This window comes from Archangium gephyra, assembly GCF_049060025.1.
In the GTDB taxonomy this organism is placed as follows: domain Bacteria; phylum Myxococcota; class Myxococcia; order Myxococcales; family Myxococcaceae; genus Archangium; species Archangium gephyra_A.
The window spans coordinates 2,561,881-2,586,215 of the sequence record NZ_JBMEQQ010000002.1; the positions used below are offsets into that span (position 1 = coordinate 2,561,881).

Annotated in this window: 19 protein-coding genes and 1 pseudogene; 7 read left to right on the forward strand and 13 right to left on the reverse strand. The window is 67.5% G+C overall.

The window, feature by feature from the left end; translation table 11 throughout:
- Nucleotides 1-33: 33 nt before the first annotated feature.
- Nucleotides 34-825 carry a DNA alkylation repair protein gene (locus ACN28I_RS11010; RefSeq protein WP_420942021.1) on the reverse strand — a complete coding sequence of 264 codons (792 nt, stop codon included), beginning with the start codon at nt 823-825 and terminating at the stop codon, nt 34-36.
- Between the two features lie 310 nt (nt 826-1,135).
- Between ACN28I_RS11010 and ACN28I_RS11015 the strand changes: the two genes are divergently transcribed.
- The 3 genes from ACN28I_RS11015 to ACN28I_RS11025 all read left to right on the forward strand — a co-directional run bounded on the left by ACN28I_RS11015 (nt 1,136) and on the right by ACN28I_RS11025 (nt 4,122).
- Complete coding sequence (locus tag ACN28I_RS11015; protein WP_420942022.1) at nt 1,136-1,684, forward strand: hypothetical protein; 549 nt, start codon at nt 1,136-1,138, stop codon at nt 1,682-1,684.
- A 66-nt stretch (nt 1,685-1,750) separates the two neighbouring features.
- Nucleotides 1,751-2,203, forward strand: a complete 453-nt coding sequence (locus ACN28I_RS11020) for a hypothetical protein (RefSeq protein ID WP_420942023.1) — start codon at nt 1,751-1,753, stop codon at nt 2,201-2,203.
- A gap of 230 nt (nt 2,204-2,433) precedes the next feature.
- Nucleotides 2,434-4,122, forward strand: coding sequence for a jacalin-like lectin (locus tag ACN28I_RS11025; RefSeq protein ID WP_420942024.1), 1,689 nt, complete (start codon nt 2,434-2,436; stop codon nt 4,120-4,122).
- 126 nt (nt 4,123-4,248) lie between these two features.
- On the opposite strand, the gene ACN28I_RS11030 is transcribed toward ACN28I_RS11025, so the two are convergent.
- Nucleotides 4,249-5,043 carry a phytanoyl-CoA dioxygenase family protein gene (locus ACN28I_RS11030; protein WP_420942025.1) on the reverse strand — a complete coding sequence of 265 codons (795 nt, stop codon included), beginning with the start codon at nt 5,041-5,043 and terminating at the stop codon, nt 4,249-4,251.
- 210 nt (nt 5,044-5,253) lie between these two features.
- Entirely contained in the window at nt 5,254-6,195 is a 942-nt protein-coding gene (locus ACN28I_RS11035) for an endonuclease/exonuclease/phosphatase family protein (RefSeq protein WP_420942026.1), read from the reverse strand.
- A 303-nt stretch (nt 6,196-6,498) separates the two neighbouring features.
- Between ACN28I_RS11035 and ACN28I_RS11040 the strand changes: the two genes are divergently transcribed.
- Together ACN28I_RS11040 and ACN28I_RS11045 are read left to right on the forward strand one after the other, a co-directional pair.
- A complete protein-coding gene (locus ACN28I_RS11040) occupies nt 6,499-7,902 on the forward strand; it encodes an MFS transporter (RefSeq protein WP_420942027.1) in 1,404 nt (467 codons plus the stop codon).
- 185 nt (nt 7,903-8,087) lie between these two features.
- Nucleotides 8,088-11,253, forward strand: a pseudogene (locus ACN28I_RS11045) (tetratricopeptide repeat protein).
- Here ACN28I_RS11045 and ACN28I_RS11050 read toward each other — a convergent pair.
- From ACN28I_RS11050 to ACN28I_RS11060, 3 genes are all read right to left on the reverse strand, one after another.
- Nucleotides 11,169-11,537 (reverse strand): hypothetical protein, encoded by a 369-nt coding sequence (locus tag ACN28I_RS11050; RefSeq protein WP_420942028.1) that lies wholly within the window; start codon nt 11,535-11,537, stop codon nt 11,169-11,171. The pseudogene ACN28I_RS11045 and the gene ACN28I_RS11050 sit on opposite strands and share 85 nt — an antisense overlap.
- A gap of 291 nt (nt 11,538-11,828) precedes the next feature.
- Nucleotides 11,829-12,584: a DUF5953 family protein gene (locus ACN28I_RS11055; RefSeq protein WP_420942029.1), complete on the reverse strand. Its 756-nt coding sequence runs from the start codon at nt 12,582-12,584 to the stop codon at nt 11,829-11,831.
- Nucleotides 12,581-13,522 (reverse strand): DUF6310 domain-containing protein, encoded by a 942-nt coding sequence (locus tag ACN28I_RS11060; RefSeq protein WP_420942030.1) that lies wholly within the window; start codon nt 13,520-13,522, stop codon nt 12,581-12,583. Before ACN28I_RS11060 ends, ACN28I_RS11055 begins: the two co-directional genes overlap by 4 nt.
- A 506-nt stretch (nt 13,523-14,028) precedes the next feature.
- Here ACN28I_RS11060 and ACN28I_RS11065 point away from each other — a divergent pair.
- The gene (locus ACN28I_RS11065) at nt 14,029-14,916 is read left to right on the forward strand and encodes a hypothetical protein (protein WP_420948619.1); all 888 of its coding nucleotides are present in this window, start codon (nt 14,029-14,031) and stop codon (nt 14,914-14,916) included.
- 90 nt (nt 14,917-15,006) lie between these two features.
- Nucleotides 15,007-15,456 carry a hypothetical protein gene (locus tag ACN28I_RS11070; protein WP_420942031.1) on the forward strand — a complete coding sequence of 150 codons (450 nt, stop codon included), beginning with the start codon at nt 15,007-15,009 and terminating at the stop codon, nt 15,454-15,456.
- Between the two features lie 381 nt (nt 15,457-15,837).
- Here ACN28I_RS11070 and ACN28I_RS11075 read toward each other — a convergent pair whose 3' ends face one another.
- The 7 genes from ACN28I_RS11075 to ACN28I_RS11105 all read right to left on the reverse strand — a co-directional run bounded on the left by ACN28I_RS11075 (nt 15,838) and on the right by ACN28I_RS11105 (nt 23,635).
- Complete coding sequence (locus ACN28I_RS11075; protein ID WP_420942032.1) at nt 15,838-17,169, reverse strand: adenylate/guanylate cyclase domain-containing protein; 1,332 nt, start codon at nt 17,167-17,169, stop codon at nt 15,838-15,840.
- A gap of 49 nt (nt 17,170-17,218) precedes the next feature.
- Nucleotides 17,219-18,757 carry a DUF1552 domain-containing protein gene (locus tag ACN28I_RS11080; RefSeq protein ID WP_420942033.1) on the reverse strand — a complete coding sequence of 513 codons (1,539 nt, stop codon included), beginning with the start codon at nt 18,755-18,757 and terminating at the stop codon, nt 17,219-17,221.
- Nucleotides 18,758-18,773: 16 nt separating this feature from the next.
- The gene (locus ACN28I_RS11085; protein WP_420942034.1) at nt 18,774-19,508 is read right to left on the reverse strand and encodes a DUF1588 domain-containing protein; all 735 of its coding nucleotides are present in this window, start codon (nt 19,506-19,508) and stop codon (nt 18,774-18,776) included.
- Complete coding sequence (locus ACN28I_RS11090; protein ID WP_420942035.1) at nt 19,396-20,529, reverse strand: DUF1592 domain-containing protein; 1,134 nt, start codon at nt 20,527-20,529, stop codon at nt 19,396-19,398. Before ACN28I_RS11090 ends, ACN28I_RS11085 begins: the two co-directional genes overlap by 113 nt.
- Before the next feature lie 24 nt (nt 20,530-20,553).
- Complete coding sequence (locus tag ACN28I_RS11095; RefSeq protein ID WP_420942036.1) at nt 20,554-21,840, reverse strand: hypothetical protein; 1,287 nt, start codon at nt 21,838-21,840, stop codon at nt 20,554-20,556.
- Nucleotides 21,837-22,235: a hypothetical protein gene (locus ACN28I_RS11100; protein WP_420942037.1), complete on the reverse strand. Its 399-nt coding sequence runs from the start codon at nt 22,233-22,235 to the stop codon at nt 21,837-21,839. Before ACN28I_RS11100 ends, ACN28I_RS11095 begins: the two co-directional genes overlap by 4 nt.
- Before the next feature lie 122 nt (nt 22,236-22,357).
- Entirely contained in the window at nt 22,358-23,635 is a 1,278-nt protein-coding gene (locus ACN28I_RS11105; protein ID WP_420942038.1) for an RCC1 domain-containing protein, read from the reverse strand.
- Between the last annotated feature and the right edge of the window lie 700 nt (nt 23,636-24,335).

A 24,335-nucleotide genomic window follows, 5' to 3' on the forward strand; every position in this document is an offset into this window, starting at 1 on the left:
CTCGCGAGGCCGTGCCCACCTTGGCGCGCGATGTCAGCGCGCCCCCTTCGGGGCAGAGGGCTTCTTCCCGGCGCTCTTCTTCCTGGCCGAAGCAGGCTTCGCCTTCGCGGCCGCATCCATCGCCTTTCGTGCCGCGGTCTTCTCGCCTCGACGCAGCGCGAGCGACGCGGCGATCCACTCCGGCGCGTAGCTCGACGTGCAGCCCTTCGGGATCGGCCGCGGGTCCCACCGGCCGAGGCGCTCGCCGATGGCGATGGCCTCCGCGGTGTACTCGGGCAGGTGGAGACCAATCCAGACGAGGCAGAAGTTGATGCCCTCCTTCACCCGGTACGGTGCGGCCGGCAACTCCTGCTCGATGCGCGTGAGCGTCGCGCGGACGTCGAGGTCCTTGGCGAGCCCGCGCGCGATGCGCCCGGCGAGGAGCCTCCACCCGGCGCGGCGGGGAAGCTCCTTGCCGCCGTCCATCCACCGCACCTGCAGCGCCTCGGCGATGGGCGCATGCACGAGCACGCGTCCGACGAGCTCGTCGGCCAGGGTCGGGTTCGAGAGCGGCTCGAGGAGCGCGCGCGCCTCCTTCTCGGTGAGCGCCTCGGGAGCGAGCAGCATGCACGCGAGGATGCGCGCCTCGTGATTGCCCGTCGCCCACAGCTCCAGGCCGAGCGCGTGGTTCGTCCCGAGCGCCTCCGCGAGGCCACGGATCTTGCCGAGCAGCACGCCGAAGACGTTGTCGCCCGCGCCATCGCGCACGTAGCGCTGGCGCACCTTCTCGTCACCCTGCTCTTCGAGCTGCTTCATGACCTGGGACAGCGTCATCGTTTTCGGCATGCGAGTCTCCTCGACCATTCTCCCCGAATGGACGGCGAGGGTCACCCTCATGGGGCTCCGGAGGCCAGCCGGTCGTCGTCCAGTTCCCCGAGGAGGTTCCCCCTTGACATCCTTGCCCCGGTTCAAAGGGACATCGCTCGCGACATCGACGTCGCGGTTCACTCCGGGGGCTGGTGCTCCAGGACAGCGGGATTCAGGGCGCCGTGGAGATGGAGTGGAGAGCGACCTCGTCCGTGCGGGTCTCGGGCGAGGACGAGCTTCCCCAGGGCTATTCCGTCACGCTCACCGAGCGCGGAGAGGAGCCCATCCCATGACGGCCTCCTTCTTGAAATCGCTGCCCGCCACGGTGTTGCTCCTATCCTGTGGGCTCGAGGAGCGCGGGGGGGTGAATTCCGTTCTGACAGGGAAGGGGCTCGATGGCTCGCCCGTGGTGCTCGGTGTCTCTTCTCCCACGGCTCGCCGCCAGATCGCCTTGGATGTCCGTCCCGCGAACGAGGAGGGCGGAGACATCCATTCCGTATCCCTCGACTTCAACATCGAGCCTTCGCTGCGGGGAGTGGACTCCGAGGAGCACGGCCGCCCCTGGTTGCGAGCGCGTGTGCTTCAAGCGAGCGATGGTCTGCTCGTGACCGAAAGCCTCTGGGTTCTTGGCGAGCCGGGCGTCGAGGGCCATCTGAGCACCATCCCGCTCCCCGGGTGTACCGGAAAGGAGCGGTGCGAAGCGGCCTATGTGCTCGAGCTCGAGCGTCAGGGCCCCCCCACCGCGGGTGAGCTCCATCTCACGTGGAGCACCTACGCCCGTCTCGTCTGGACGGACCCCGACGAGAGCACCGTCGCGGTGACGCTGAGGGAGGAGTAGGCCGTGGTGGAAGACCGGAGCTCCACCCCACGTCTTCTGCCTGGGGATGGTCTTCTGCATCCGCTGGTGTTCGCGTCCGTGGCGCTGCTCGTGGTGAACGACCACGTCTTCAAGCTTCACTGCCCCTCGTGGTGGACGGGGAAGCTCTCGGACGTGGCGGGCCTCGCCTTCTTTCCCCTGCTGCTGCAGGGCTTGTGGGAGGTGGTGACCACGAGACGCGAGCGTCCCTTCCTGCCGTCCGTCCCGGTGCTGCTCACCTGCGTCGTCCTCACGGGCGCGGTGTTCTCCGCGATCCAGGTGTGGGACGTGGCGGGGCGCGGATGGCAGTGGGGGCTTGGGAGCCTGCAGTGGCCAGTGCGTGCGCTCGGCGCGCTCCGGCGAGGCACCCACGTTCCGCCGGTGGCTCCGGTGGCCCATACCGCGGACGTGCTCGATCTCCTGACACTCCCCGCGCTCGGGCTGCCGCTGTGGTTGGGCCAGACACGTTGCCGTCGCGCTGGCACCACGGGCCTTCAGTAGAGGGGCGTGGGGCGGACCGGTATCGTCGTCCCCTGGGACTTCACCCAGGTTCGGCGTATCCGCTTCGTGCCGCGCCGTGAGCGCTTGAGTTCGACCGACCGCGCGAGCCGTGGTCGAGGCTGGAGTGTCCGGTGGTTGACACTGAATCGCGACAGTTCGAGATCAATCAGTTGGCCGGGGTCCTGCGGCACGTTCATTGTCAATACGCGTCACAAGAAAGGGAATGAACCATGAGCGATGGTTGCTGGGTGCAGTTCTGGGATCACGATGGATTCCAGACCTTGGCCACGGAGGGGAATCCGAACCCTCCCGAGAATCCCACCCTGAGAATCGACGCCAAGGACGGCTCCATCTCGGTCAACAACCTGGACGCCTACAAGCAGTCCGATGGCGACAAGGCCGGCGATGAGCCGGATTCGTTGAAGACCGGTTCCCGCTCGTGGCTGGTGGTCTACAAGGACAAGGACTTCAAGGGGCGCAGCGCCAGCTTCGGGCCGAATTCAGAGATCAAGGATCTCGATGCGTACGGCATGGGCGGCAACATCAGCAGCTTCAAGCTCTTCGACTACCGTCCCCCCTCGTTCGTCGACTCGAGCCATCAGTCCACGACGACGGCCCTGGAAACCGACGGAGGCCCGGTCAGCGCACAGACGGTCAACAACGTCTTCCGCAACACCGTGGCAGCGAGCCTCAACTTCATTCCCGTCGTGGGCGGGGCGCTCGGGACCGTGATTGGCGGCCTCTGGCCGGACGTCAACAACCGGGACCAGGTCTGGGGCAGCTACCAGAACTACCTGAACCAGGCCATCGCGGGGGTCTACTGGCAGATCACCTACGAGTCCCTCAACGACACGCTCGAATCGCTCTACAAGTCCGCGAAGCGCTACGTCGACACCCCGGACGAGGAGCACGCGTTCAAGGCGGACAATTTCCGCGCGCTGTACGATCTCGTCAACAACACGGAGTCCTACTTCATCAACGAGGAGGTTCCCGAAAAGCGGTACATGTTCCTGGCGCCGTACGCGAGCCTGCGGCTGGCGACCCTGCGCGAGCACCTGGAGCACTTCGACTTCTATTACGGGAAGGAGCCGTCGGAGGAGACGCGGGGGCAGCTCGCGGCCGAGATCCGGCGGTCCATCGACCTGTACCGGAAGCTGCTGGGGGACGCCCGTGACCGGATCCTCCATGGCCGTCGACAGAAGATCATCACCACCCGGCTCGGGCCCTCGACCGCCCTCTATCTGGTCGATCAGTACAATGGCCATACCGAGCACATTGAAGAGAAGGAGCGCGAGGAGAGGACCTGTCAGTACGCCGACCGGGTCATCAACCAGCTCGCGCTGACGCTCGATACCCACAACGCCATTGGACAGCTTTGGGAGTATTTCGACCCGAAGGTCCCGGGGCCGGTGCGCTCGCCCACCCTGAGCTACGCCACGGGCCCCTACGGCTGGTATCAAAAGGTCGAGCCCTTCAGCCAGGTCGCGACAGGCGGCCGGATCACCGAACTGGCGATGTGGACGGGCACCGTGGTCGACGCGCTGGAGCTGTCCATCGACGGGGTGGCCCAGGGCCGCGTCGGCGCGAAGGGAGACGGAGGACGCAGCTCCCTGATCCTGGCCGACGGTGAAAGGATCGTCTCGGTCAACGGCTACCAGACCGGACTCATCAATGCGCTTCGCTTCACCACCAGCCAGGGCCGGGTGCTGGAAGGAGGCCGGGACGAAGGGATCGACGTCCGGCGGTTCGAGGTCCACCCGATGGAGGGCAGCCTCGACACCCGCCTCGTCGGGCTGACGGGCCAGGCCGGGGTCGGCTCCGGAGGAGATCTCAACATCAAGGCCATCACCTTCTGCTGGAGCTGCGAGCTGCCGATCGCGCCGGCAGAGAAACAAGCCCCGGCCGTGATCGCCTCTTGAGGCCTTGGGAGCGGCCCTGGACCTCTGCGTCAGGGCGTCGGGCCCTGACCTCTGCGTGAGGGCCCGATGCACGGTGAACGGCAGCCCGGTGGGTCGGCGTCGCTCCAGCCATCCTCGAGTTCCGCCTCAGGAACGCCCCCGCAGCCCCTGCTTGATGGCGATTTCGACCGGCGAGTAGCCGCTGTCCTCGCGCTCGAGCCGGAAAGGCTCCGCCAGGTGCAGCGGCGGTTGTGCCATGAAACGAGGCTTTGTGCCGTGGTGGGGCTGCGCTGAATGGACGAGGAAGGGATGGCACAGGTACACGGTGCCCTTTTCTCCAGTCGCCAAGGCCTCGGGCCGCCTGGCCGTCATGTCCAGCTTCCCAGCCAGCTCCATGAATGACAGGCCTGCTTCGCCCGCGGGTTCCAGAAGCCGCGCCACGTCGAGATGGGAGCCCCTCCGGATGCGGGTGGGCGCATCGTGTTCGCCCACGTCCGAGAACAGGAAGAGCATCAGGAGCGCGCGCTCTCTTGAATGGACGTTGATGCGATAGGAGAAGAAGTCGGTGGGATCCTCCCCCGGATAGCTCGCATCCACGTGCCAGCCCGCATCGCCTGGATCCTCGGGGCTTGGGAACCGCACCGGGAAGGTGCCAAGGCTGAACCGGGGAGCCCAACGCCCCCTCCCGATGAGCTGGTCGAACGCCGTGTGAAGCACGGGCATGTTCACCGCTTTGGAGAAGGGCGCTTGTGCATAGCCCCCGAGACGAATGACAGGCCGGGTCCACGTCTTGGGATCGCTGGGATCGCAGCCGGTATCCCTCCAAAGGATGGCGAGACCTTCCTCCGCGAGCTCGCGAGGGAACGCCTCGTCGATCCGGACGAATCCATCTTGGATGAACTGCTCGATCTGGGCATCACTGAGCCTGGGGATGGTCGTCACCGGTACCCACCTTTCAGGAACTTCGACGAATACTGCCGCCCAGGGGCCCTGGAGCAGAGCGAAAACCGTAGTGGGGGCGTGTGGGGCGGCTTCGATTCCCGCCGCCTCTACGGGTGACCCGGAACTGGCGCTGGAGCATCCGGGTTGCCCGCCTTCAGGGTTGGACGTACCAGGAGGGGGTGGCTCAGCCCTGGCCTTTCATCCTCTTCGCTACTGAAAGTTCACCCAACCCTTTATCAGCTTGTGAGTGGAGGTCGGTGGATTGCCCGGATAGTAAATGTTCGTCAACGCCAGACCGGTGTGACCGTGCACCCCCACGTTGCCAGCGAAGATGTAGTCGTATTTCGCCCAGTTGTCATTCGCGAACTGGATCGTCGGCCGGCCGTCGCGGCAAAGCTTGTTGGCCCCGCAGATTGGGTCGTAGGAGTTGTCGACTTCCCAGAAGACCTTATTGGTGTTGGTCGAACCGTCAGGGTTGACGCGATAGATCCTGTCCATCGCCAACGAGTCGGGCTTGCTGTTGAAGTCGCCTGTCAAGATGACCCGGCGCCCCGCCTGAACGAGTGGCTTCAAAATGCTGTTGATTCTGGTGGCCTGTTCGGCACGGATTTCGAAGTCCTGGGCGTCCGAGACGCTGGAGTGGCCGCTCCAAAGGTGCGTCGTGCAGAAGGTGAACAGGCCAGGCGTCGGCATACTGGGTACGTCCGCACAGAACAGAATGAATTCCTTGCCGCCTGGATAGCCCCACTCGCCGTGATACTTGCCCATCACAGGCAAACGGTAGGAGTGCAGGGTCATAGGGCGATTCGCGGCGAGAACCAGGCCCAGGTCGCCGTCGACGCCGCATTTGTCGAGGTCGGCCTCGCTATACTTCGACATCGGAATGAATGCGGTATGCCAACCATATTGCGCGAAGAATGCCTGGAACTCCGCGAAATCGGCGGAACAGACCTCCTGCATCGTCGCGACGTCGGCACCGTTTAGAACCTGGTCTCTCACCCCGAACCAATCCGGATAGTTGTCGGTGCGTTCACCGGTGATGTTGTGATTCACCACCGTGACCGTGTAGGCGGCCTCGGAAGAGCCGGGCATCAGCCCCATTGATAGAACGGATGCCATCGTCGCGAGCGTACGAGTGACTGAGAACTTCATGTTCGGGACCTCCAGGATGAGGTCTGTATTCTACCGAGCAGTGCGGGCGGTGTCGTCCATGACCGGAGTGTGGCGGACACCCCGGCTGGAACTCCACCCCCTGGCCGGATGGAGTTGCCCACGACGAGTGCGAGTCTGGCCCCGGCGCCAGGGCCCCCTCAGGCCGCGTGGTGTTGAGGCGCCCCTCCTGGGAGCGCGTAGGGTGCAGTGGAAGACGCGCTACAGGGGTGTAGCGTTCGACACGCTCCGGAAGACGTGCTGCATTCGGCCACGACCCACGTGACTTCCAATGAGGAGCATCTGATGGAGTCTCCCACCACCGCAGCCACCGTCCCCGTCGAAGCCGCGGACCCCGCCACCTTGCGCCGGGTCATCACCGCGGCCTCCCTGGGAACCCTCTTCGAGTGGTACGACTTCTATCTGTACGGCAGCCTCGCCGTCTTCTTCGGCGGCCTCTTCTTCCCCTCGGGGAACGAGACGGCCCAGCTGCTGGCGAGTCTGGCCACCTTCGGCGCCGGCTTCGGCGTGCGGCCCCTGGGTGCCATCGTCTTCGGCCACGTGGGAGACCTGGTGGGCCGCAAGTACAGCTTCCTCATCACCATGGCCACCATGGGCCTGAGCACCGCCCTCATCGGCCTGCTGCCCACGTATGAGCAGGTCGGCCTGTGGGCCACCTTCCTGCTGGTGCTGCTGCGGCTGCTGCAAGGCCTGGCGCTGGGCGGGGAGTACGGCGGCGCCGCCACCTACGTGGCCGAGCACGTGCCGGACAGCAAGCGCGGCTACTACACCAGCTACATCCAGACGACGGCCACGCTCGGCTTCTTCTTGAGCATGGGCGTCATCGGCATCACCCGCGTCCTCATGGGCGAGGAGTTCTTCAGAAGCACCGGCTGGCGCGTGCCCTTCCTCCTGTCCTTCCTCCTGCTGGCCGTCTCCCTCTACATCCGCCTGAAGATGAGCGAGTCGCCGCTCTTCTCCAGGCTGAAGAGCAGCGGCCAGACGTCCAAGAATCCCCTCAAGGAGAGCTTCGCCAATCCGCTCAACCGCAAGTACGTGCTGCTGGCCCTCTTCGGTGCCACCGCGGGCCAGGGCGTCGTCTGGTACACCGGCCAGTTCTACGCCCTCACCTTCCTGCAGAGCGCGCTGAAGCTGGACTGGAAGACGGCCTACATCCTGGTCTCCATCGCCCTGGCCATCGCCACGCCCCTCTTCATCTTCTTCGGCTGGCTGTCGGACCGCATCGGCCGCAAGCGCATCATGCTCGCCGGGTGCATGCTGGGCGCCCTCACCTACGTCCCCATCTTCATGGCGATGAAGCACTTCACCAACCCGCAGGGCCTGCCCGCGGCGGACCCCGCGCAGGTCAACCACTTCATGATGGTGGTGCTGCTCACGGTGCAGATGGTCTACGTGTGCATGGTGTACGGACCCATCGCCGCCTTCCTGGTGGAGCTCTTCCCCACCCGCGTCCGCTACACCTCCATGTCCCTGCCCTACCACCTGGGCAATGGCTGGTTCGGTGGCTTCCTGCCGCTCATCGCCACGGCCGTCACCACCTCCGCCTGGGCCCAGACGACCTTCGGCGAGGGGGCCCTCTACACCGGCCTCATCTACCCCATCGTCGTCTGCATCATCACCGTCATCGTCGGCGGGCTCTTCATCCACGAGACGAAGGACCACAAGCTGGAGACGCACATCCAGACCTGACAGGCCTTCCAGCCTTCAGCACGGCCGGGGGGGACAGGTGCTTGCCGCTTCGTCCCGAGGGAAGTGAAGTAAGCTCAGGCCTCATGTCCTCTGAGCACCGCGGCCCACCTCTCCCGTCGACGAACAGCCGGTTCTGGGCCGTGCGGCACGTGCTCAGATGGACGACACTCCTCCTGGTCTGCTGGATGGCGGGCGCGGCAACGGCGGAGGAGCCGCGGGATGCCCGGCTGCTGGAGGCGCAGGCCACCTTCGATGAGGCGGTGAAGCTCAGGGATGCAGGCAGTTATTCCGAGGCCCTCGCACGGGCGGGGCAGGCGCTCGCGCTGAGGGAGGCGGTGCTCGGAAGCACCCATCCAGACGTCGCCACGTGTCTGCACCTGATGGGAGAAGCTCCACCGGCGCCAAGGGGACCTGGCCCAAGCCGAGTCACTGTTTCAACGCGCGATCACCCTCCGGGAGGCGGCCCTCGGCGAGAACGGCCTCCTCGTCGCCCAAAGCCTCAACTCCCTCGGCGCCGTCTACTATGTCCAGGGGTTGTACGGACAGGCCGAGCCGCTCTTCCAGCGCGCGCTCGCCATCCGGGAGGCAGCCCTCGGCAACAAACACCCCGACGTCGCTCAAACGCTCAACAACCTCTCTTCCCTCTACGCGGACCAGGGGTTGTACGGCCGGGCCGAGCCCCTCCTCCAGCGCGCGCTCGCCATCTACGAAACGGTTCTCGGCGAGAGCCACCCCCGCGTCGGCCGGACGCTCAACAACCTCGCTTCCCTCTACCGGGACATGGGGTTGTACAGCCGGGCCGAGCCGCTCCTCCAGCGCGCGCTCGCCCTCTCCGAAGCGGCCCTCGGCAACAACCACCCCGAGGTCGCCATCATGCTCAGCAACCTCGCCGCCCTCTACGTGAGGCAGGGGTTGTACGGCCGGGCCGAGCCCCTCCACCAGCGAGCGATCGACATCCAGGAGGCGGCCCTCGGCAAGAGCCACCCCGGCGTCGCTGACGCGCTCAACAACCTCGCCCTCCTTTATCTGGACCAGGGGTTGTACGGCCGGGCCGAGCCGCTCCACCAGCGCGCGCTCGCCATCCGGGAGGCGGCCTTCGGCGAGAGCCACCCCGATGTCGCTCAAACGCTCAACAACCTCGCGATCATCTACCAGGAACAGGGGTTGTACGGCCAGGCCGAGCCGCTCCTCCAGCGCGCGCTCGCCATCCAGGAGACGGCCTTCGGCAAGAACCACCGCGACGTCGCTGACGCGCTCAACAACCTGGGCACGCTCTACTGGGAGCAGGGGTTGTACAACCGGGTCGAGCCGCTCCTCCAGCGCGCGCTCGCCATCTGGGAGGCGGCCCTTGGCAAGAGCCACCCCCGCGTCAGCCTGGCGCTCCACAACCTCGCCGTCCTCTACCTGGAGCAGGGGTTGTACGGCCGGGCCGAGCCCCTTCGCCTGCGTGCGCTCGCCATCCAGGAGGCGGCGCTCGGCAAGAACCACCCCGACGTCGCGGACGGGCTCAACCACCTGGCCATGCTCCGGCTGGCCCAGCGTCGTCTCCCCAGCGCCCTGCCGCTCTTCACTCGCGCCTTCGCCATGTCCGAGCAGCGTCTGCGCCAGGAGGCCCTCGACTTCTCCGAGTCGCGTCTGGCCAGCTTCCTCCAATATCTGCGTGAGTCCGAGCAGTTGCTTCATGCCTTGCTGCGCGAGCACCCGAAGAACGTGCGCGTCCAACGGCTGGCCCTCGGCGCCGTGCTCCTGCGCAAGGGCCGCTCCGTGGAGGAGACGGCCAGCATCTCCCGCACCCTCTACCGGAGCCTGGGCCCCGAGGACCGGGACGCCTTCGAGCGGCTGCGGGGCCTTCGCACGCAACTGGCCGCCGTCTCGTTCGCGGGTCCTGGCTCACTCACCCCAGAAGCCTACCAGCAGCGCCTCAAGACGCTGGCGGACGAGGGCGACGCCCTGGAAGCAGACCTGGCCAAACGCTCCGCGCTCCTCCGCTCGCTCACCGCCTTGCCGTCCCCCGCCGACATCGCCGGCCGTGTCGCCGCCTCCCTCCCCAAGGATGGCGCCCTCGTCGAGTTCGTCGCCTACCGGGACAGCCCCCTCGTCCCCCAACCCGGCACGCCCCGAGCGAAGAAGCCGGGCCCGCTCCGCTACCTGGCACTGGTCCTCTTCCCCGATGCCTCCACCCGGGCCGTGGACCTCGGAGCGGCCGAGCCCATCGATGGCGCCGCCTCGCGCTTGCGCGACGTCCTGGCCAACCGTGATGCCTCGTTCCAAGCCACGGCCCAGGAACTCTACCAGCGTGCCTTTCTGCCCCTGCGGCCCCTGCTGGGCAATACCCGCCGCGTCTTCCTCTCTCCCGACGGGCAGCTGGGCCTCGTCCCCTTCGCCGCGCTCCACGACGGCCGCCGCTTCCTCCTCGACTCCTTCGACTTCATCTATCTCACCTCGGGAAGGGAGCTCCTGCCTCGTCCCCAGGAGCTGGCCCCCGCGTCCCCCGTCTTCGTCCTCGCCGACCCGGACTTCACGGCCGCCCCCCTCGCCGCGCCCCCCGCCTCCGGCCAGTCCTCCCCGCTGACCAGGCGCTCCGCTTCCCTCGAGCACGTCTTCTCCACCCTGCGGACGGACCTCTCCCCCAGCGCGTGGGTCCCCCTGCCGGGCACGCGCCAGGAGGCCGAGGCCATTGAGCGCCTGCTGCCCCAGGCCCGGCTCTTCCTCGGCCCCGAGGCCACCAAGGAGCGGCTCCTCCAGCTACCCACCCCTGGCATCCTCCACCTCGCCACCCACGGCTTCTTCCTCGAAGACGCCCCCACCCTCGCGGGCTCCCGCGGCTTGGGACAGATCGGTGCACTCGGCGACAAACCCCGTGCGTCGCGCCCCCGGGAGCCCCTGCTGCGCTCCGGCCTCGCCCTCGCGGGCGCACGCGCCCCGGCGCCTGACGCCTCCAGTCATTCCGAGCCCCGGCCCGAGGCCGCCCTGGTCACGGCGCTGGAGCTGGCCGGGCTCGACCTCTGGGGCACCCAGCTCGTCGTCCTCTCCGCCTGCGACACGGGCCGCGGCGACGTCAAGCTGGGCCAGGGGATCTACGGCCTGCGCCGCTCCCTGGCGGTGGCCGGAGCCGAAACGGTGGTCATGAGCCTGTGGAAGGTGAATGACGAGGCCACCCGCCTCCTCATGGAGGGCTACTACCGCAACCTGTTGGCCGGCCAGGGCCGAGCCTCCGCCCTGCGCGAGGCCATGCGCTCCTTCCGGGTTTCCCATCCCCATCCCCACTACTGGGCGCCCTTCATCGCCCAGGGGAGCGACGCGCCCCTGCGCGCACTGGCGCCCCTCCCCCAGCCCCCACCGGGAGAATAGAGCGGGGCCTCATCCAGGCTCCGTCCCCGTGGACAGAATGGATGTCCGGGTGCCTGGCGCGCGATGTCAGCGCGCCCCCTTCGGAGCCGAGGGCCTCTTCCCGGCGCTCTTCTTCCGAGCGCGTGGTTCGTCCCGAGCACCTCCGCGAGTCCACGGAGCTTGCCGAGCAGCACACCGAAGACGTTGTCGCCCGCGCCATCGCGCACGTAACGCTGGCGCACCTTCTCGTCGCCCTGCTCTTCGAGCTGCTTCATGACCTGGGACACCGTCATCGTCTTCGGCATGCGAGTCTCCTCGAGAGCGGTTTCTTACCCAGACACTGGCGGGGGCGGCGCTGGTGGACTCGGCGGGGGAACAGGTGGAGCTTGCCCGTTGGCCATTGGCGCCCATCCCCGCGAATGGGGCCGGTGCCGTCGTGGTAGGCATTGAGGGGGAGCGCGCGCAGCTCGGCTGCCCCTGCACCCTCAAGCCATGGGAAGCAACCGGGCCGCGCACCGTCACCCTTGGGAGCGTCACGTTCCCGGTGAGCCAGCAGGCGAGGCCCTGAGCACGGCCAGCGCGAGCCGTGCCGAGCCTCAAGGGGTGGAGCGCCCGCCAATCTCCGGGAAGCGCTCGTAGGCCCGTTTAAGCGCGTCCAGGTGAGCGGGGTTGTCCAGGTCGAGCGGCGCATCGGTGAGCTGCACGACCCACCCGCCCATCGCGGTACTCCGTGAGCGTGACAGCAACTCCGCGTCGCGAGCCGGGTCCGGAAAGCCGATGGCTTCTGCGGCAGCGGGCGACCAGTAGTTCAGCCACCCAAGGAAATAGGGAATCTCTGGTGCGCGGATCTGTTCGAGGAGCTTGAGAGCTGGCAACCCCCGACGTGGGGACGGCGGCCCTTCCAGCGTGGGGGCCGTCTGATAAGCGATGTCCAGTGCAGCGGCATCCGGCGTCGCATGCCCCCAGAACGCGCGAGCGCCCTCCGCTACGCGATCCAGCATCTCCCCCGCTGCCGCGATAACAGCCGCGTCTAGCGGCAACTCCGCATGGACGTCGAGCAACGACTGACCGCCCGGGCAGAGGCGTCCCGCTCTCCCCCTTCCCGAAACCGTCACGGGGTAGCTCTCGTCTCCATTGCACAGGAGCGGGAGCTTTCCGCGTGTTGTCGCCTCAACGAGCCAAGCGTCGCGTTGCGGTAACTCGATGGGGCTCCCTCCTTTGCCCACTTCCCACTTCAGGCACAAGCCGGGCAGCGCCCGTTCCATACCACGGACGATAGCGAGTGTGCGGGCGTCATTGGTCACGAGCGCTGGCGCGTAGACGGTCAGATCGAGGCGCTTCTGAGTGGTCATCGTTTGCATCCTGTGACGACGATGTTGAGGAATCGATCCGCTCGCAGCAGCGCGTCTTTGTGTGCTTGGGTGCTCACCCCGATCACGTAGCCATATCCGCATGCCGCCGCCGCGTCTCTCTCCTTTTCTATTTGCTCCAACTCCTTCTCAATCTCCCGGCTCCGGATGAAGTCCGGGTATGTGTCAAATCGATGGGTCTTGATTTCCCACAGCACACGCACGCCGACTTGCAGTGCATCGAAGCGCACACCGCCCACGAGCACATCCATTCCGGGATAACGGTTGGGCGGAAACTGATCGGCGCACTTATTATGCGCGTCATCCTCGCCCGCGTGCGGTTCCGGGATGGGCTCGCACCAGCGGCGGTCTCGCTCCGTGATTTCGACTGGCCCAATGGGAGGGAAATCCGGCCCCGTTGGCTCCGGCTTTGGCCTTTTATTCGATGAGGGTTTCTGCGGGGTGGGCTTCGTTACAGGCACTGGCTTCACTTCAGGCACAGGCCGCGTTTCAGGCGCGGGCCTTACCTGGGGACGGCCCCTCTTCTCCGCGTAGGTATCCAACGCTTCTGTGATGGCGAAGCCCACAACCACCACGCCCGCGACGATCACAGCCCCCACGACGATCTCCGGCGCCGCGAGGACGCAGACCCCGAGCCCCACGGCAGCGGCCCCAGCGGAGGCCACCGCGCATCGTCCTGTGGTGTCGTGAAACTCGATCCGGTCATGGTCGAGGGCATGAAAGCACCGCTCCGCCAGTACGGGCCAGGGCTCGGATGCTTCGCGGACAGCGCACCGCCCCCCGTCCGTCCAGGGCAGCGTCGCCGCTCGCTGGAGATTGGCGTGCCTCGGGTCCTGGGCCGATGGCTTTCCTGGGCTCGGCGCTGACGTAGCGCAGGCTGAGACAAAGAGCAGAAGAGCGATGCACGCTCGAAAACGCATGGCTACGTCCTACAATAGATTCAGAACCTGGAGGGTCCTGGCGGGGTGGCTCGGAGTATGACAGCGCGCTCCGACAGCTACGGACGCACGCAAGGGGAGCGTTGTGCAGAGACAGGGCGACCGCTTGCCCGTAGCTGGAGGGGGGCCGGGTAGCCATGCCGCTCCCGCCTCGACTGGTCCCTCCGGCATCGCCTGGTTGACCCCTCGCAGCCGGTAGAGCCGATGCCCTCTGCCGCAGCAGCCCCGGCACAGGAACCCGGCAGCGGGAGCGAGCTGCACGTCCCAGCAGCGGCGAGCCATACGGCCCGGGAGGGCCCAACGGCGGGTAGATTTCTCACCGATGGGTATCGAGAACCGGCCATTGCAAAGGCGAAGGAAAGCAATAGCATGCACCGGAATTCAGTACGACTACGAAGGATGTACTCGCCAAAAGGGCTGCGCACCTCTGCTCAAACCCGGATTGCAGAACCACAACATCAGGGCCCACAGCCGACCCCCAGAAGGCCATAAGCATAGGCGAAGCAGCGCATGTTTTTGGCGCTTTACCTGGCTCTGCCAGATATCGTGCGGACATGACTGATGGGGCACGTGCTGAGATCACCAACGGGATCTGGCTCTGTCGCAATTGCCACAAACTCATAGACAATGACGCTCTGTCATACCCAGCGGACCTTCTCTTTAGTTGGCGGCACGAGCATGAAAACTACGTTACTGAAAAGCTCGGAAATCGAACTGAAGTTCTTCGCTTGCAGCTTCGTGAACGCTCTCTCGAAGGGCTATTCGATGAAAATCCTCTCGCCAAACAGATAGCGCGTGAGAAACTCAATTTTTGGGAATACCGATTGACCGCTGAACTGCTCCGCTCGAATTTTAAAAGACCCAGTCGTAGATGGTCAGACTTAAAGAGCAATCTCCGAGTACACAAGCGAACGCCGGTTGCTGACAAGGAAATTGTCAGATGGTTTCAGGTAAAGCTGGATGAATGTATGGATTACATGGATCCTTTGAAGTCCCTCTACAGCGTACAGCTCCAAAAAGCTTGGGGTATGCCCGGAGAGCCAGGAGATGCTGAAGAAATCGCACATGTATGCCAACTCATATGCCAACTCATCGGAAACATTTCGGATGAACTTGTTCGGTGGGAAGAGGAGGTTAGGTTTGCCTGGATTTCAGACACCTATCGACCGCTCATTAATCTGTTTCAGGGGGTGATGGGGCGGCAACTGGAGAAACTGCTCGCGGTCCCTGCCATTCTGGATGGCGGCATTGATCAGGCTGAAGCTCATCCTGGAGAGGAAACAATCATTGAGCACACGGTTTTGTTTGACCTGCCCGAAGGGTGGGAAGAAGCAATCAAGGACGGACTCCGAAAGATTGAGAAACAACTTAAATAAACAACCATTATAATCATTGTTTGGAGCGGCGCGCGGTGCTGAGGGTGAAGCCTTGGGTCCTGACGCGGAAGCGCTCCATAATCGAACGCCATGAACCCTCGACAGAGTGCAGCCAGCAAAGACTTTGCGCGCGCGATCAACGAACTCAAGAAAGCCGGCGTCATTAGGTCGCACCGCTATCTCGGCGACATCGCTGAGTTCCTGTGTGCCGACGCGTTCGGCATCGACCTAGCCACCAACCTGCGCCAAGTCGGCCACGACGGCCTTCGAGGCAAGGTGCGGGCTGAGGTGAAGTACGGCGGCGGAAAGAAGACCAACGTGGATCTCGGCAATCCGGACGCCTACGACGAGGTCTATGTGGTTCTGGGCCGGGAAAGCGTTGTTCGCGCCCCCGTCCACGAAGGCGACTTCCTGGTCTACATCTTCACCGCAGACGAGGCCCGAGCCATGAAGACCCCAGGAGGGAGTTATTCCTGCGGCGCATCGTATTTCGAAAAAGCGCCACAACACGTGATCTCGCTTGAGGACGTTGCGGATTGAGGTAGCCCTACGCTCAGGTGCGCCAAGAGCGGTCAGCGAAGGTTTTGCACGCGCCCGGTTGTCCGCCCACGAGCCCGAGGCTGGGCGAGCCCCAGCGCTCACTGCGAGGCGCGCGTCCTACGAGTCCGGCCTGGACGCTCGCCACGAGCCCCCAGCGCTCACCACGAGTTTCAGCGCTCACCAGGTGGGCCATGTTGCATGTATGTCGCAGAAGCGTGCGGAATGGGCCGGAACAGGGCGGGACAAGAAGGGACGCGGCGGGATACCAACTCCCAAGCATTCCGGGCGGTTGCAAGGTAAGGGCGCGATTCTGCTGGGAGTTTCGCACCGCCCGGCGCGGGTTCGATTCCCGCCGCCTCCAGATTCGAGAGGGGGGCGGCTTCACGCCGTGGGGGCTTCAGGGACCTGCTCGTCCTCGATGCCGGGCAGGCAGTAGCAGCGCACCGGCTCGGGGATGCCCTTGAGCTCCAGCGCGCCCATTTCCCGTGCGCTTCCGGGCCTGGGCGCGAGTTGCTGGAAGACGGACTCGGACACCAGGATGTCTCCCTGCTGGCAGCGCTGCTCGAGCCGCGCCGCGATGTTCACCCCCCGCCCCAGCACCGTGTACTCGCTGCGCAGCCGCCCACCGAAGGCTCCCACCGCCACCGGATCCTGGTGGATGCCCACGCGCAGCCGGAGCCCCTCTCCCCGCGAGCCCGGCCAGACGAGCTCGCGCGCGGCCCGGTGCCAGTCTCGCGCCATCGCCACCGCGCGCCGTGCCTGCTCCTCGGGCAGCATCATGTCCGGCGCGCCCACCAGCGCCATCACCGCGTCCCCGATGAATTTGTCGAGCGTCGCTCCGTGCTCGAACGCCACCCCCGCCATCACGTCGTAGAAGCGCCCCACCAACCGGGCGAGCTCCTCGGGCGGGAGGCCGTCGGACAGCGGGGTGAACGAGACGATGTCCGCGAACACCACCGTCACCACGCGCCGCTCCGGAGGCCCGTCCAGCGGGTGCTCCCCGGACAGCACCCGATCCACGTAGCTCGGCGGCAGGTGCCGGTGGAGCACCTCCTCCACGGCGAAGCGATGCACGCGCTCCAGCTCGCACCGCCCGGCGAACTCGCGGATGCGCAGCCGCCGGTTGATGTGGTGCGCCACCAGCGTGACGACGCACAGGAAGACCAGGTAGGTGAGCGCCACGTCCAGTCCGGTGTAGTCCACCGGCCCCTCGCTCTTCCACAGGCCGCACACGACGACCCACGCCACCAGGCTGCCGCCGAGCGTCGCCGCCGCCTCGGCCAGCGTGAGCGAGAAGATGCCGGGCAGCATGGCGATGAGCACCGCCATGGCCAGCACGTGCTGCGACTGGTAGCGCCCCAGCTCCGCCGCGGGCGTGCCGCAGTAGGCGGCCACCACGATACCGGTGACGGCCGTGGCCCACCCCATCACCCGCCGGCCCGGCTTGCGCCTCGCCAGCAGGTACATACCCGCCAGCAGCGCCAGCACCCAGCCGGTCACGTGCATCGCCGAAGGGAAGTTCGGCGAGAAGAACGGCGCCACCTCGGTGAGGCCGATGAGGACGAAGGTGATGGGCGCGAACAGCCGCCAGCGCCGGCACAGCACCTCGTGCTCCCGCTCGGTGAAGCGCGCGAGCTCCTCGGCGCTCAGGGTGCCAAGGGCCGTGTTCCGCTGGGGGAGCCGGAGGCCCGCGGGTTGAGCGGTGTCGTCCATGACCGCAGTGTGGCGGACACTGCGGCTGGAACTCCACCCCCTGGCCTCCTCACGCCTTCAGCCAGGGCAACACCTCTCCCGCCACGGACCAGATGACCTCCGGATAGGCCTCGGCCGTCGTGAGCTGCGCCCACTGCACGTTGGAGTACTTCACCCCGTACCCCGCCACGTCGGCCGCCTCGTACTCCGGGCGCTGCAAGCCCATGGATTGCAGCACCGTGCCCAGCCACTGGTTCCACGTCAGCCCGGGCCAGCGCCGCTCCGCTTCACCCGTGCTGAAGACGCGGCTCAGGTTGCGGTAGTCCACGTACTGGCCCGTCGCCAGGAAGCCTCCCGCACCGCCGAAGGTGATGAGGGGGATGCTCTGCGAATCATGCGTGCGGTTGCCCGACTCCTGCGACCACACCAGCAGCGAGTTGTCCAGCAACGTCCGCCCGGTGCCGTCGTCCACGTCCAGCTTGCGTGCCAGGTCCACCATCACCGTCTCGAAGAAGCGCTGGTGCGCCGCGCTGAGCGTCGCCTGGGCCACGCCATCCGTATCCGTGGCCCTGTGCGCCACGTCCTGGTGCCAGTCGCCCGTGAAGGTCGAGAACGTCGGATCCACCTTCACCACCGCGATGCGGGACACTCCGCACAGCAGCGCCATGACGAGCACGTCATTGTAGAGCTGGAAGTAGTGGCCGTGGCTGTCCGGCTGGAAGGGGTAGCCCGGTTCCCGGGTGATGGCCGCGTTGTCCTGGGAGGGCCGCGTCACGCTGCCGCAGCTCGTCACCGTCGTGAGCCGGCGCTGCAGCTCGGAGACCCGCTGCATGTGCTCGTCCAGCCGGCGCCGGTCCTCGGTGGACAGCCGCCGGTTGCTGTTCCGCAGCCGCTGGTAGCTCTCGAACACCCGGTCCACGATGGGCAGCCGGGCGCCTCCTCCCGGGGGCTCGGGGAAGAGCTTGTCGAAGAGCTGCCGCGAGCTCGTGGCGGTGGCGCCCTGCGCCTGGATGTCGCTGCCGTCCCCCGGCGCCTGCGGGTTGGAGTAGCCGTAGGAGATCCGCTCGCCCAGGATGAGCGAGCGCTCCCGCACCCCGCCGAGGCTGGAATAGAAGGAGGGGCTCCAGGCCATCACCTGATCAATGGTGCGGCGGGGGAACTGGGACACGTGCGTCCCGTCTCCGCCATTGCCGTCATTGCGCGCGTAGTTGCCCAGGTGCCCGCCCGTGTGGTGGGCGATGTAGAAGGGGATGTCCACCCCCCGCAGCACGTTCATCTTCGCCACCAGCCCGCTGGTGAGCACCGAGGCGTCCGCGGAGAGCACGGGCGAGAGCCGCGCCCGCCCCGACGCCACCGTGAGGCTCAGCGGCCCGCGGCGGATGGTGCGCCCGGCATACTCCCGCGTCTGCGCCGAGGGGTCCGCCGGGAACATGTTCGCCCCCCAGACGCCTCCATGGTCGGTGCAGAACTGGATGAAGCGTCTGGGAGGCGCCGCGGCCTGGGCCCGGGCCTCACTCGGGGTGAGCAGGGAAGGCAGCAGCGGAAGGGCGAGCGTGAAGCCACCGAGTCCTCGCAGCACCTGGCGCCGATTGAGCGTGGGCGTCTTCATGTCGGTCTTCTCCATTTCAGCGGAAGGTGCGGCGGCGGAACTCGGGGCGAAGCGCGGCCAGACGCAGCACGTCCGCCAGGGAAGCTCCGGACTGCGCGGCGGACTCCAGGGCGGCCAGGGCACAGCCATCCGTGGCGGTGTCCTCCATCCGGCCGAAGGTGAAGCGGAAGTACTGCCGGGCCAGGCAGCTCTCGAAGCGGCCGCTCTCCGCCATGAGGCGCGTCACCTCCCCGGCGCCCTGGGACTCGCGCATGTCCCCTGGGCTGACCTGAGGCACGCTGCGGGTGTCCACGGGCCGCTCGCCCAGCCGCTGGCCGTCCGCGGCGAAGAGCACCTGCTGGAGGCGGGCGCGCCCCAGGGCGTCGAAGTTCTCGGTGGCGAAGCCCATGGGGTTGAGCAGCGTGTTGTGGCAGCCGGCGCAGGCGGTCCCCGGCTGCTGGGTGATGGCCTCCACCACCTCGCGCGTGGTGGAGGTGGGAGAGAGGTTGATGGGGTTGTTGGCCGCGGCGTTGTCCGGCGGCGGCGGCACCGTGTCACACAGCAGCGCGCTGCGGATGCGGAAGCCCTTCATGATGGGCCGCGTGTTGGCGCTGCCGCTGGCCAGCAGCGCCGGGCGCGTGAGCAGGCCCACCCGCCGCTCATCCGTGAAGTCGGGCGGCTCGCCCTCCCCGCTCCACGCGGACATGCCGTAGAGCCGGGCCAGGTCGTCCGTCCGGGCAAAGCTCTTGCGGTTGGTGAGCAGCGCGGCCACGGGGTCTCCCCTGGACGTCACATGGCGCGTCATGTCCAGCACCTCGCGCACCATGCGCGCGTGGAGCCTCGGGGCCGGGCCTGTCCGCGCCCACGAAGGCCTCGAAGAGCGGATCCCCCAGCCGTGCGTCCAGGCGGTCCAGCTCGTGCAGGCGCCACCACTCGTTGAAGAAGCCATCGAGCGTGGCGGCGGTGCGCGGGTCCTCGAAGACGCGGCGCACCTGCTGGGCATAGCCCTCCTCGGTGTGCAGGGTGCCGTCGGCGGCCGCCTGGAGCAGGGCCTCGTCCGGCCCCGTCTGCCAGAAGTGGAAGGAAAGGCGCGAGGCCAGCTCGTAGGCGTCCAGGCGCGAGTCGTCCGGGGAGGCCGTGGCCCCATGCTCCACGTGGTACAGGAAATAGGGCGAGGTGAGCACCATGGCCACCACGTCCGCGACGGCGGCGGCCTCCACGGGGGCGGAGCCGGCGACGGCGGTGAAGGCGGCCACCTCCTCCTCGGGCACGGGGCGGCGCAGGGCTCGCTGGCCAAAGCGGCGGACGAAGCCCTCCAGGCACGCGGTGTCATTGGCGGCGGAGGCGTCCGTGGCGCACGCGCCCATCAGGGCGCCGAGGCGGGTGGAAGAGAGGGTGAGCTGACGGCCCACGTCCACGGCCACCTGGTAGGTGGCATCCACGAAGGCCTGCTGCAGCGTCTGGTCCATCCGGGTGAAGCCGCCGTGGGTGGTGCCCGCGGGAGTGACACGCTGGTCCCTGGGGAGCTGCTCCAGCGAGGAGCGCACCGCCAGCAGCACCTCGGAGGCGTCCGCCGGCAGGGAGGCGGTGACGAGGTCCGTCACCAGGTTGCGGTATTGCGTGCTGGAGAGCCGGCGCAGGGGCAGCTCGGCGGGGACGGCGGAGGCCTGACAGGAGAACTGGCTCCGGGACGGGGTGCCGCCGTTGTCTGGCGGCTGCTGAGGCGGGCCCACGATGGAGCCCTGACAGGCCATCAGCAGGCCACAGGCGACGAGGGTGCAGAGGGTGCGCATGGAGACCTCCGGAAGGTACGGGCGCTAGAGCGAGAGTGTGACGGCGAGGGTGGCGCCCCAGGAGAAGTCGAGCGCGCCACCGGCGATGAAGGCATCCCCTGGCTCGGGGTTCAGGGTGGACCAGAGACGGAAGTACTCGCCGGTCAGACGCAGCTCGAGGGAGCGCTGGAGGGCGAAGGTGAGGCCGGCGGAGGCGTCGAGCCCGCCGGTGACCATGCGGGGGAACCAGGCGGAGGAGCCGAGCTCACCGGTGGACAGCGGGTAGATGCCCGCGGCGTGCGCGGTGAGGCCCAGCGGGCCCCAGAGCGGAGCGCGAGCGGAGAGCCCCGCGCGGAGGCCGCGGACCTCCACGTCGGGCAGCGGGATGCCGGGGATGTCCGCCACGGAGAAGGCCTGCCAGACGAACCCCGCGAAGGGCGTGAGCTCGACGGTCCCCGCGCGCAAGCGCACCTGGAGCGCGGCGCGCAGGCGCTGGACGCGGGTGGAGTGGACGGTGCCGTCCGGCGCCACGGAGGAGAGGCCCAGGGCGGACTCGGCGCCCAGGGAGAGGCCCACGGCGGAGGCGGGGCCGGAGGTGAAGTGAGTGGCGGGGTACCACTCGGCGTCCACCAGGGCGGAGGGGGCCAGGCGGAGCCGGTAGGCCCCCAGGGCGCCGAAGAGATCGTCCGTGAAGTAGAAGCGGCGGGAGAAGGCGCGCCCCCCCACGCTCAGGCGCAACGCCACCGGGAGGGACGGCCCGGCGGCAAGGGCCGGAGTGCGAGGCACCTCGGCCGTGGGGACGGAGGCGCTGGGGGCGGCCACCGCCGGGCCGGAGGGCGCGGGTGCCGCGAGGGCCGAGGGGGCGGGAGCGAGGCTCGCCGGGGCGGGAGTTGCCGGTGGGGAGGCGGGTGGCGAAGCCATCGGTGGCGCGGAGGCGCCGGCCTGCTCGAGCGCGGCGAGCAAGGGGGTCAACACGGCCCGAGGGAGGGTCCGCGGGGGCTGGCGCTTCTTGCCGCCGGGAAGGGAGAAGCTCTCCCGAGGCTGCCCGTCGGCGCAGTCGAGCACCAGGAGGCTCCAGGTGCCCGAGGGCTGGAGGCGAGCGGCCAGGGCGGCTTCGGCGCGGGCGCGGGAGCAGGCGCGGTGCACCTCCCCGGACACGGGTTGCGAGCGGAGGGCGGGCTTCGCGGGCACGAGCGTCCACTGGTCGCGGAGCGCCTTGCTCAAGGTGGTGCGCATCGGGCCTGGGGCGTCGACGAGGAGACGGGGCTTGGAGGGAGCCGCCAGCGCGGACGAGGCCAGCAGGAGCGCCGTCAGCGGGAGCAGCGCCCTCATGGCGTGTTCTCCGCGGGGATCCGCCGCAGATACAGCTCGAGGCAGGCCTGCTCCTGGGGACTCAGGGGGGTGCCTCCCAGCGGCATGGGCGAGCCACAGGTGGGCGTGGGCTGCACCTTGTCCAGCATGATGACCGTGAGCGGCCGGCCCTGGCAGGAGCTGGTGGCCGACGACAGCCGGGCAGCGAGGCCTGGCGAGGCCAGGTCCAGGTTGGCGGCGGGGTTGGTCGCGGCGTGGCACCCCGCGGTGGCGCAACTGGGGGCGAGCAGCTCGCGCTCCACATCCATCGTGCAGGTGAGAAAGCGCTCCGGCTCCTCCAGGCGGCCAGGGCACGCGCCCAGAAGGGGCGAGACCCCCAGGCCCAGCAGCAGGCCGAGGAGTCGCGGGCCACGCATTCTCTCGCCATCGTGACGACTCATGAATATCTAGCTTAACAAGAAAACGTCCGATCGCGTCTCCAAACATGCCATCCGCTCCGCCCCGATGGCGTCATGCACCTGGGACAGCGTCATCGTTTTCAGCGATTGACGCGCACCGGCGTCCTGCCGTCGACGCCGACGCGACCGAGTTGCGCGGAGTTGTTGATGCCCCAGCAGAGGATGGAACCGTCCATCGCTTCGGCACACGAGTAGTGCGAAGACACGCGGAGCCTCCGCGAGGGCGGAAGGGACGTGAGTTCGGTCGGCATCGCGCTGCAACTGATCGTCATGGCCGGTAGCGAGCAGGTGGAGTCTGGAGTGTACCCGAGCGCGCTGGAGAAGTTCGCGCCCCAGCAAAACACGCGGCCGTCTTCGCTGAGTGCACACGTGTGCAACAGCCCCACGCTGACCTCGACCGCAGGCGCCGGAAGAAGGGCCTTCGAAGGGGCCGGAAAGCCACTGCTGAGCGGCTTGAAGGTGCCATCGCCGTGCTGGCCCAGCTCGTTCCATCCCCAGCACCACACGGCGCCGGTCGTGGAGAGCGCACAGCCAGGGATGTTCGCAGGGGGCGTATCGAACGTCGCGGACCCATTCGAGAGCGAGACCGCGGTGAACGTCTCGCCGGGCAACCACGGCAAAGCCTCGGCCGGGACGTAATGCTCGCGCGAGGCGGAGGTGTCGCGCGTGAACCAGCCCCGCCAGAGATGACCCGTGTCGTCGAGCACGAAGTACATCGGGCCCGCGATGGCGAGCGACTTGATCACGTGCCCGCCGGGGATGGGGGTGGGCGTGAGGTGCGTGAAATCGTTTGTCACGCCGAGGCTCGGGACCAGGTGTTGGCAATATGCTGTCCCCCTCGCGGTGAGGCCGCACCAGCCGCCCTGGTAGGCGACGAGCTCCGTGATGCCGAGGCCCGATGCCGCGAGCACGGCCCCCGTGCACTCCCGCCCACCGACGCAACCGTCGATCCTCACGGGCCAGGCGTAGATTTCGTCCTCTGACGTCAGGGCGAACGCGATGCCGCTGCCCACCACCACGTCCACGAGCTTGCCGGAGACTCGCAGCTCGACGGGAAGTGGGCCGGGCGTGACGCACGTGCCGAAGCCGCCGCCCCCCCCGACTTCCACGAAGGGCGAGATGCAGTCGACCGCCGGACCGCTCTCGATCGGTACGCCCGGGAAGAGCCAGGGCGCGCCCCAGCACCACAGCTCGTTGTTCGCGTCGAGCACGCACGCGCTCTCGGTCCCGAGGACAAGCTGCTGCACCGGCGTTTTGAAGTCGCCGACCGCCACCGCGCTTGTGTCCACACACGCCGTCAGGCCAAGCGCGACGAACGACACCCAGAACGCTGCTGATTTCGACATGAGCAGCAGCAAATATCACCGGCTGGAGGTGTCAAACGATTCCTTGCGCTGGCACCTGCCGTGTCTTTTCCCTCGCATGCGGGGAACCGCTTTCCACCGGCAATCCCCTGGCGCAAGCTCCGGTGCTCGCGACGGTGCCCACGCGCAGCCGGAGCCCCTCTCCCCGCGAGCCCGGCCACACGAGCTCGCGCGTGGCCCGGCGCCCACGTCACCAAAGGGCAAGGGCAAGCCGGCCAAGAAGCTTCGTGCACACGCCAGACCCCGGAGCCTCCGTGTGGAAGCGCACGGCATGGGCCCTGCGCATTTCCGCGTGCGCCGTGTGAGGAGCGAGCCATGATGCGGGGATGGCTCCTCACCGCTCAAGCGTGCGCGCCCGGATCGCGCTCGGGGTTGTTCTCGCCGCCCTCGCGTTCGTTCCGGCGTCAATCCTGCTGTTTGCCCTCTCCTATGGAGAATCCGGAAACCGGATGTGGGTTGGGATTGGCCCCGCCTCGCTGATAGCCGGCGGACTCCTGGGTCTCGCCGCTGGTGCTCCGTGGGCGTACTCCGCGAGGTCGTGGATCCCCGTCGTATGGAGCAGCGGAGCCGGCGCCATCCTCGCCGCGTGCGCCATCGCGCTCATCGGCTTGTAGGCCGGGGGAGCCTGGCTTGATCATCCGTCCGCGGCTGTGGGCGGATTGACACCTCCAGACCCTTTCTCCGACTATTCACG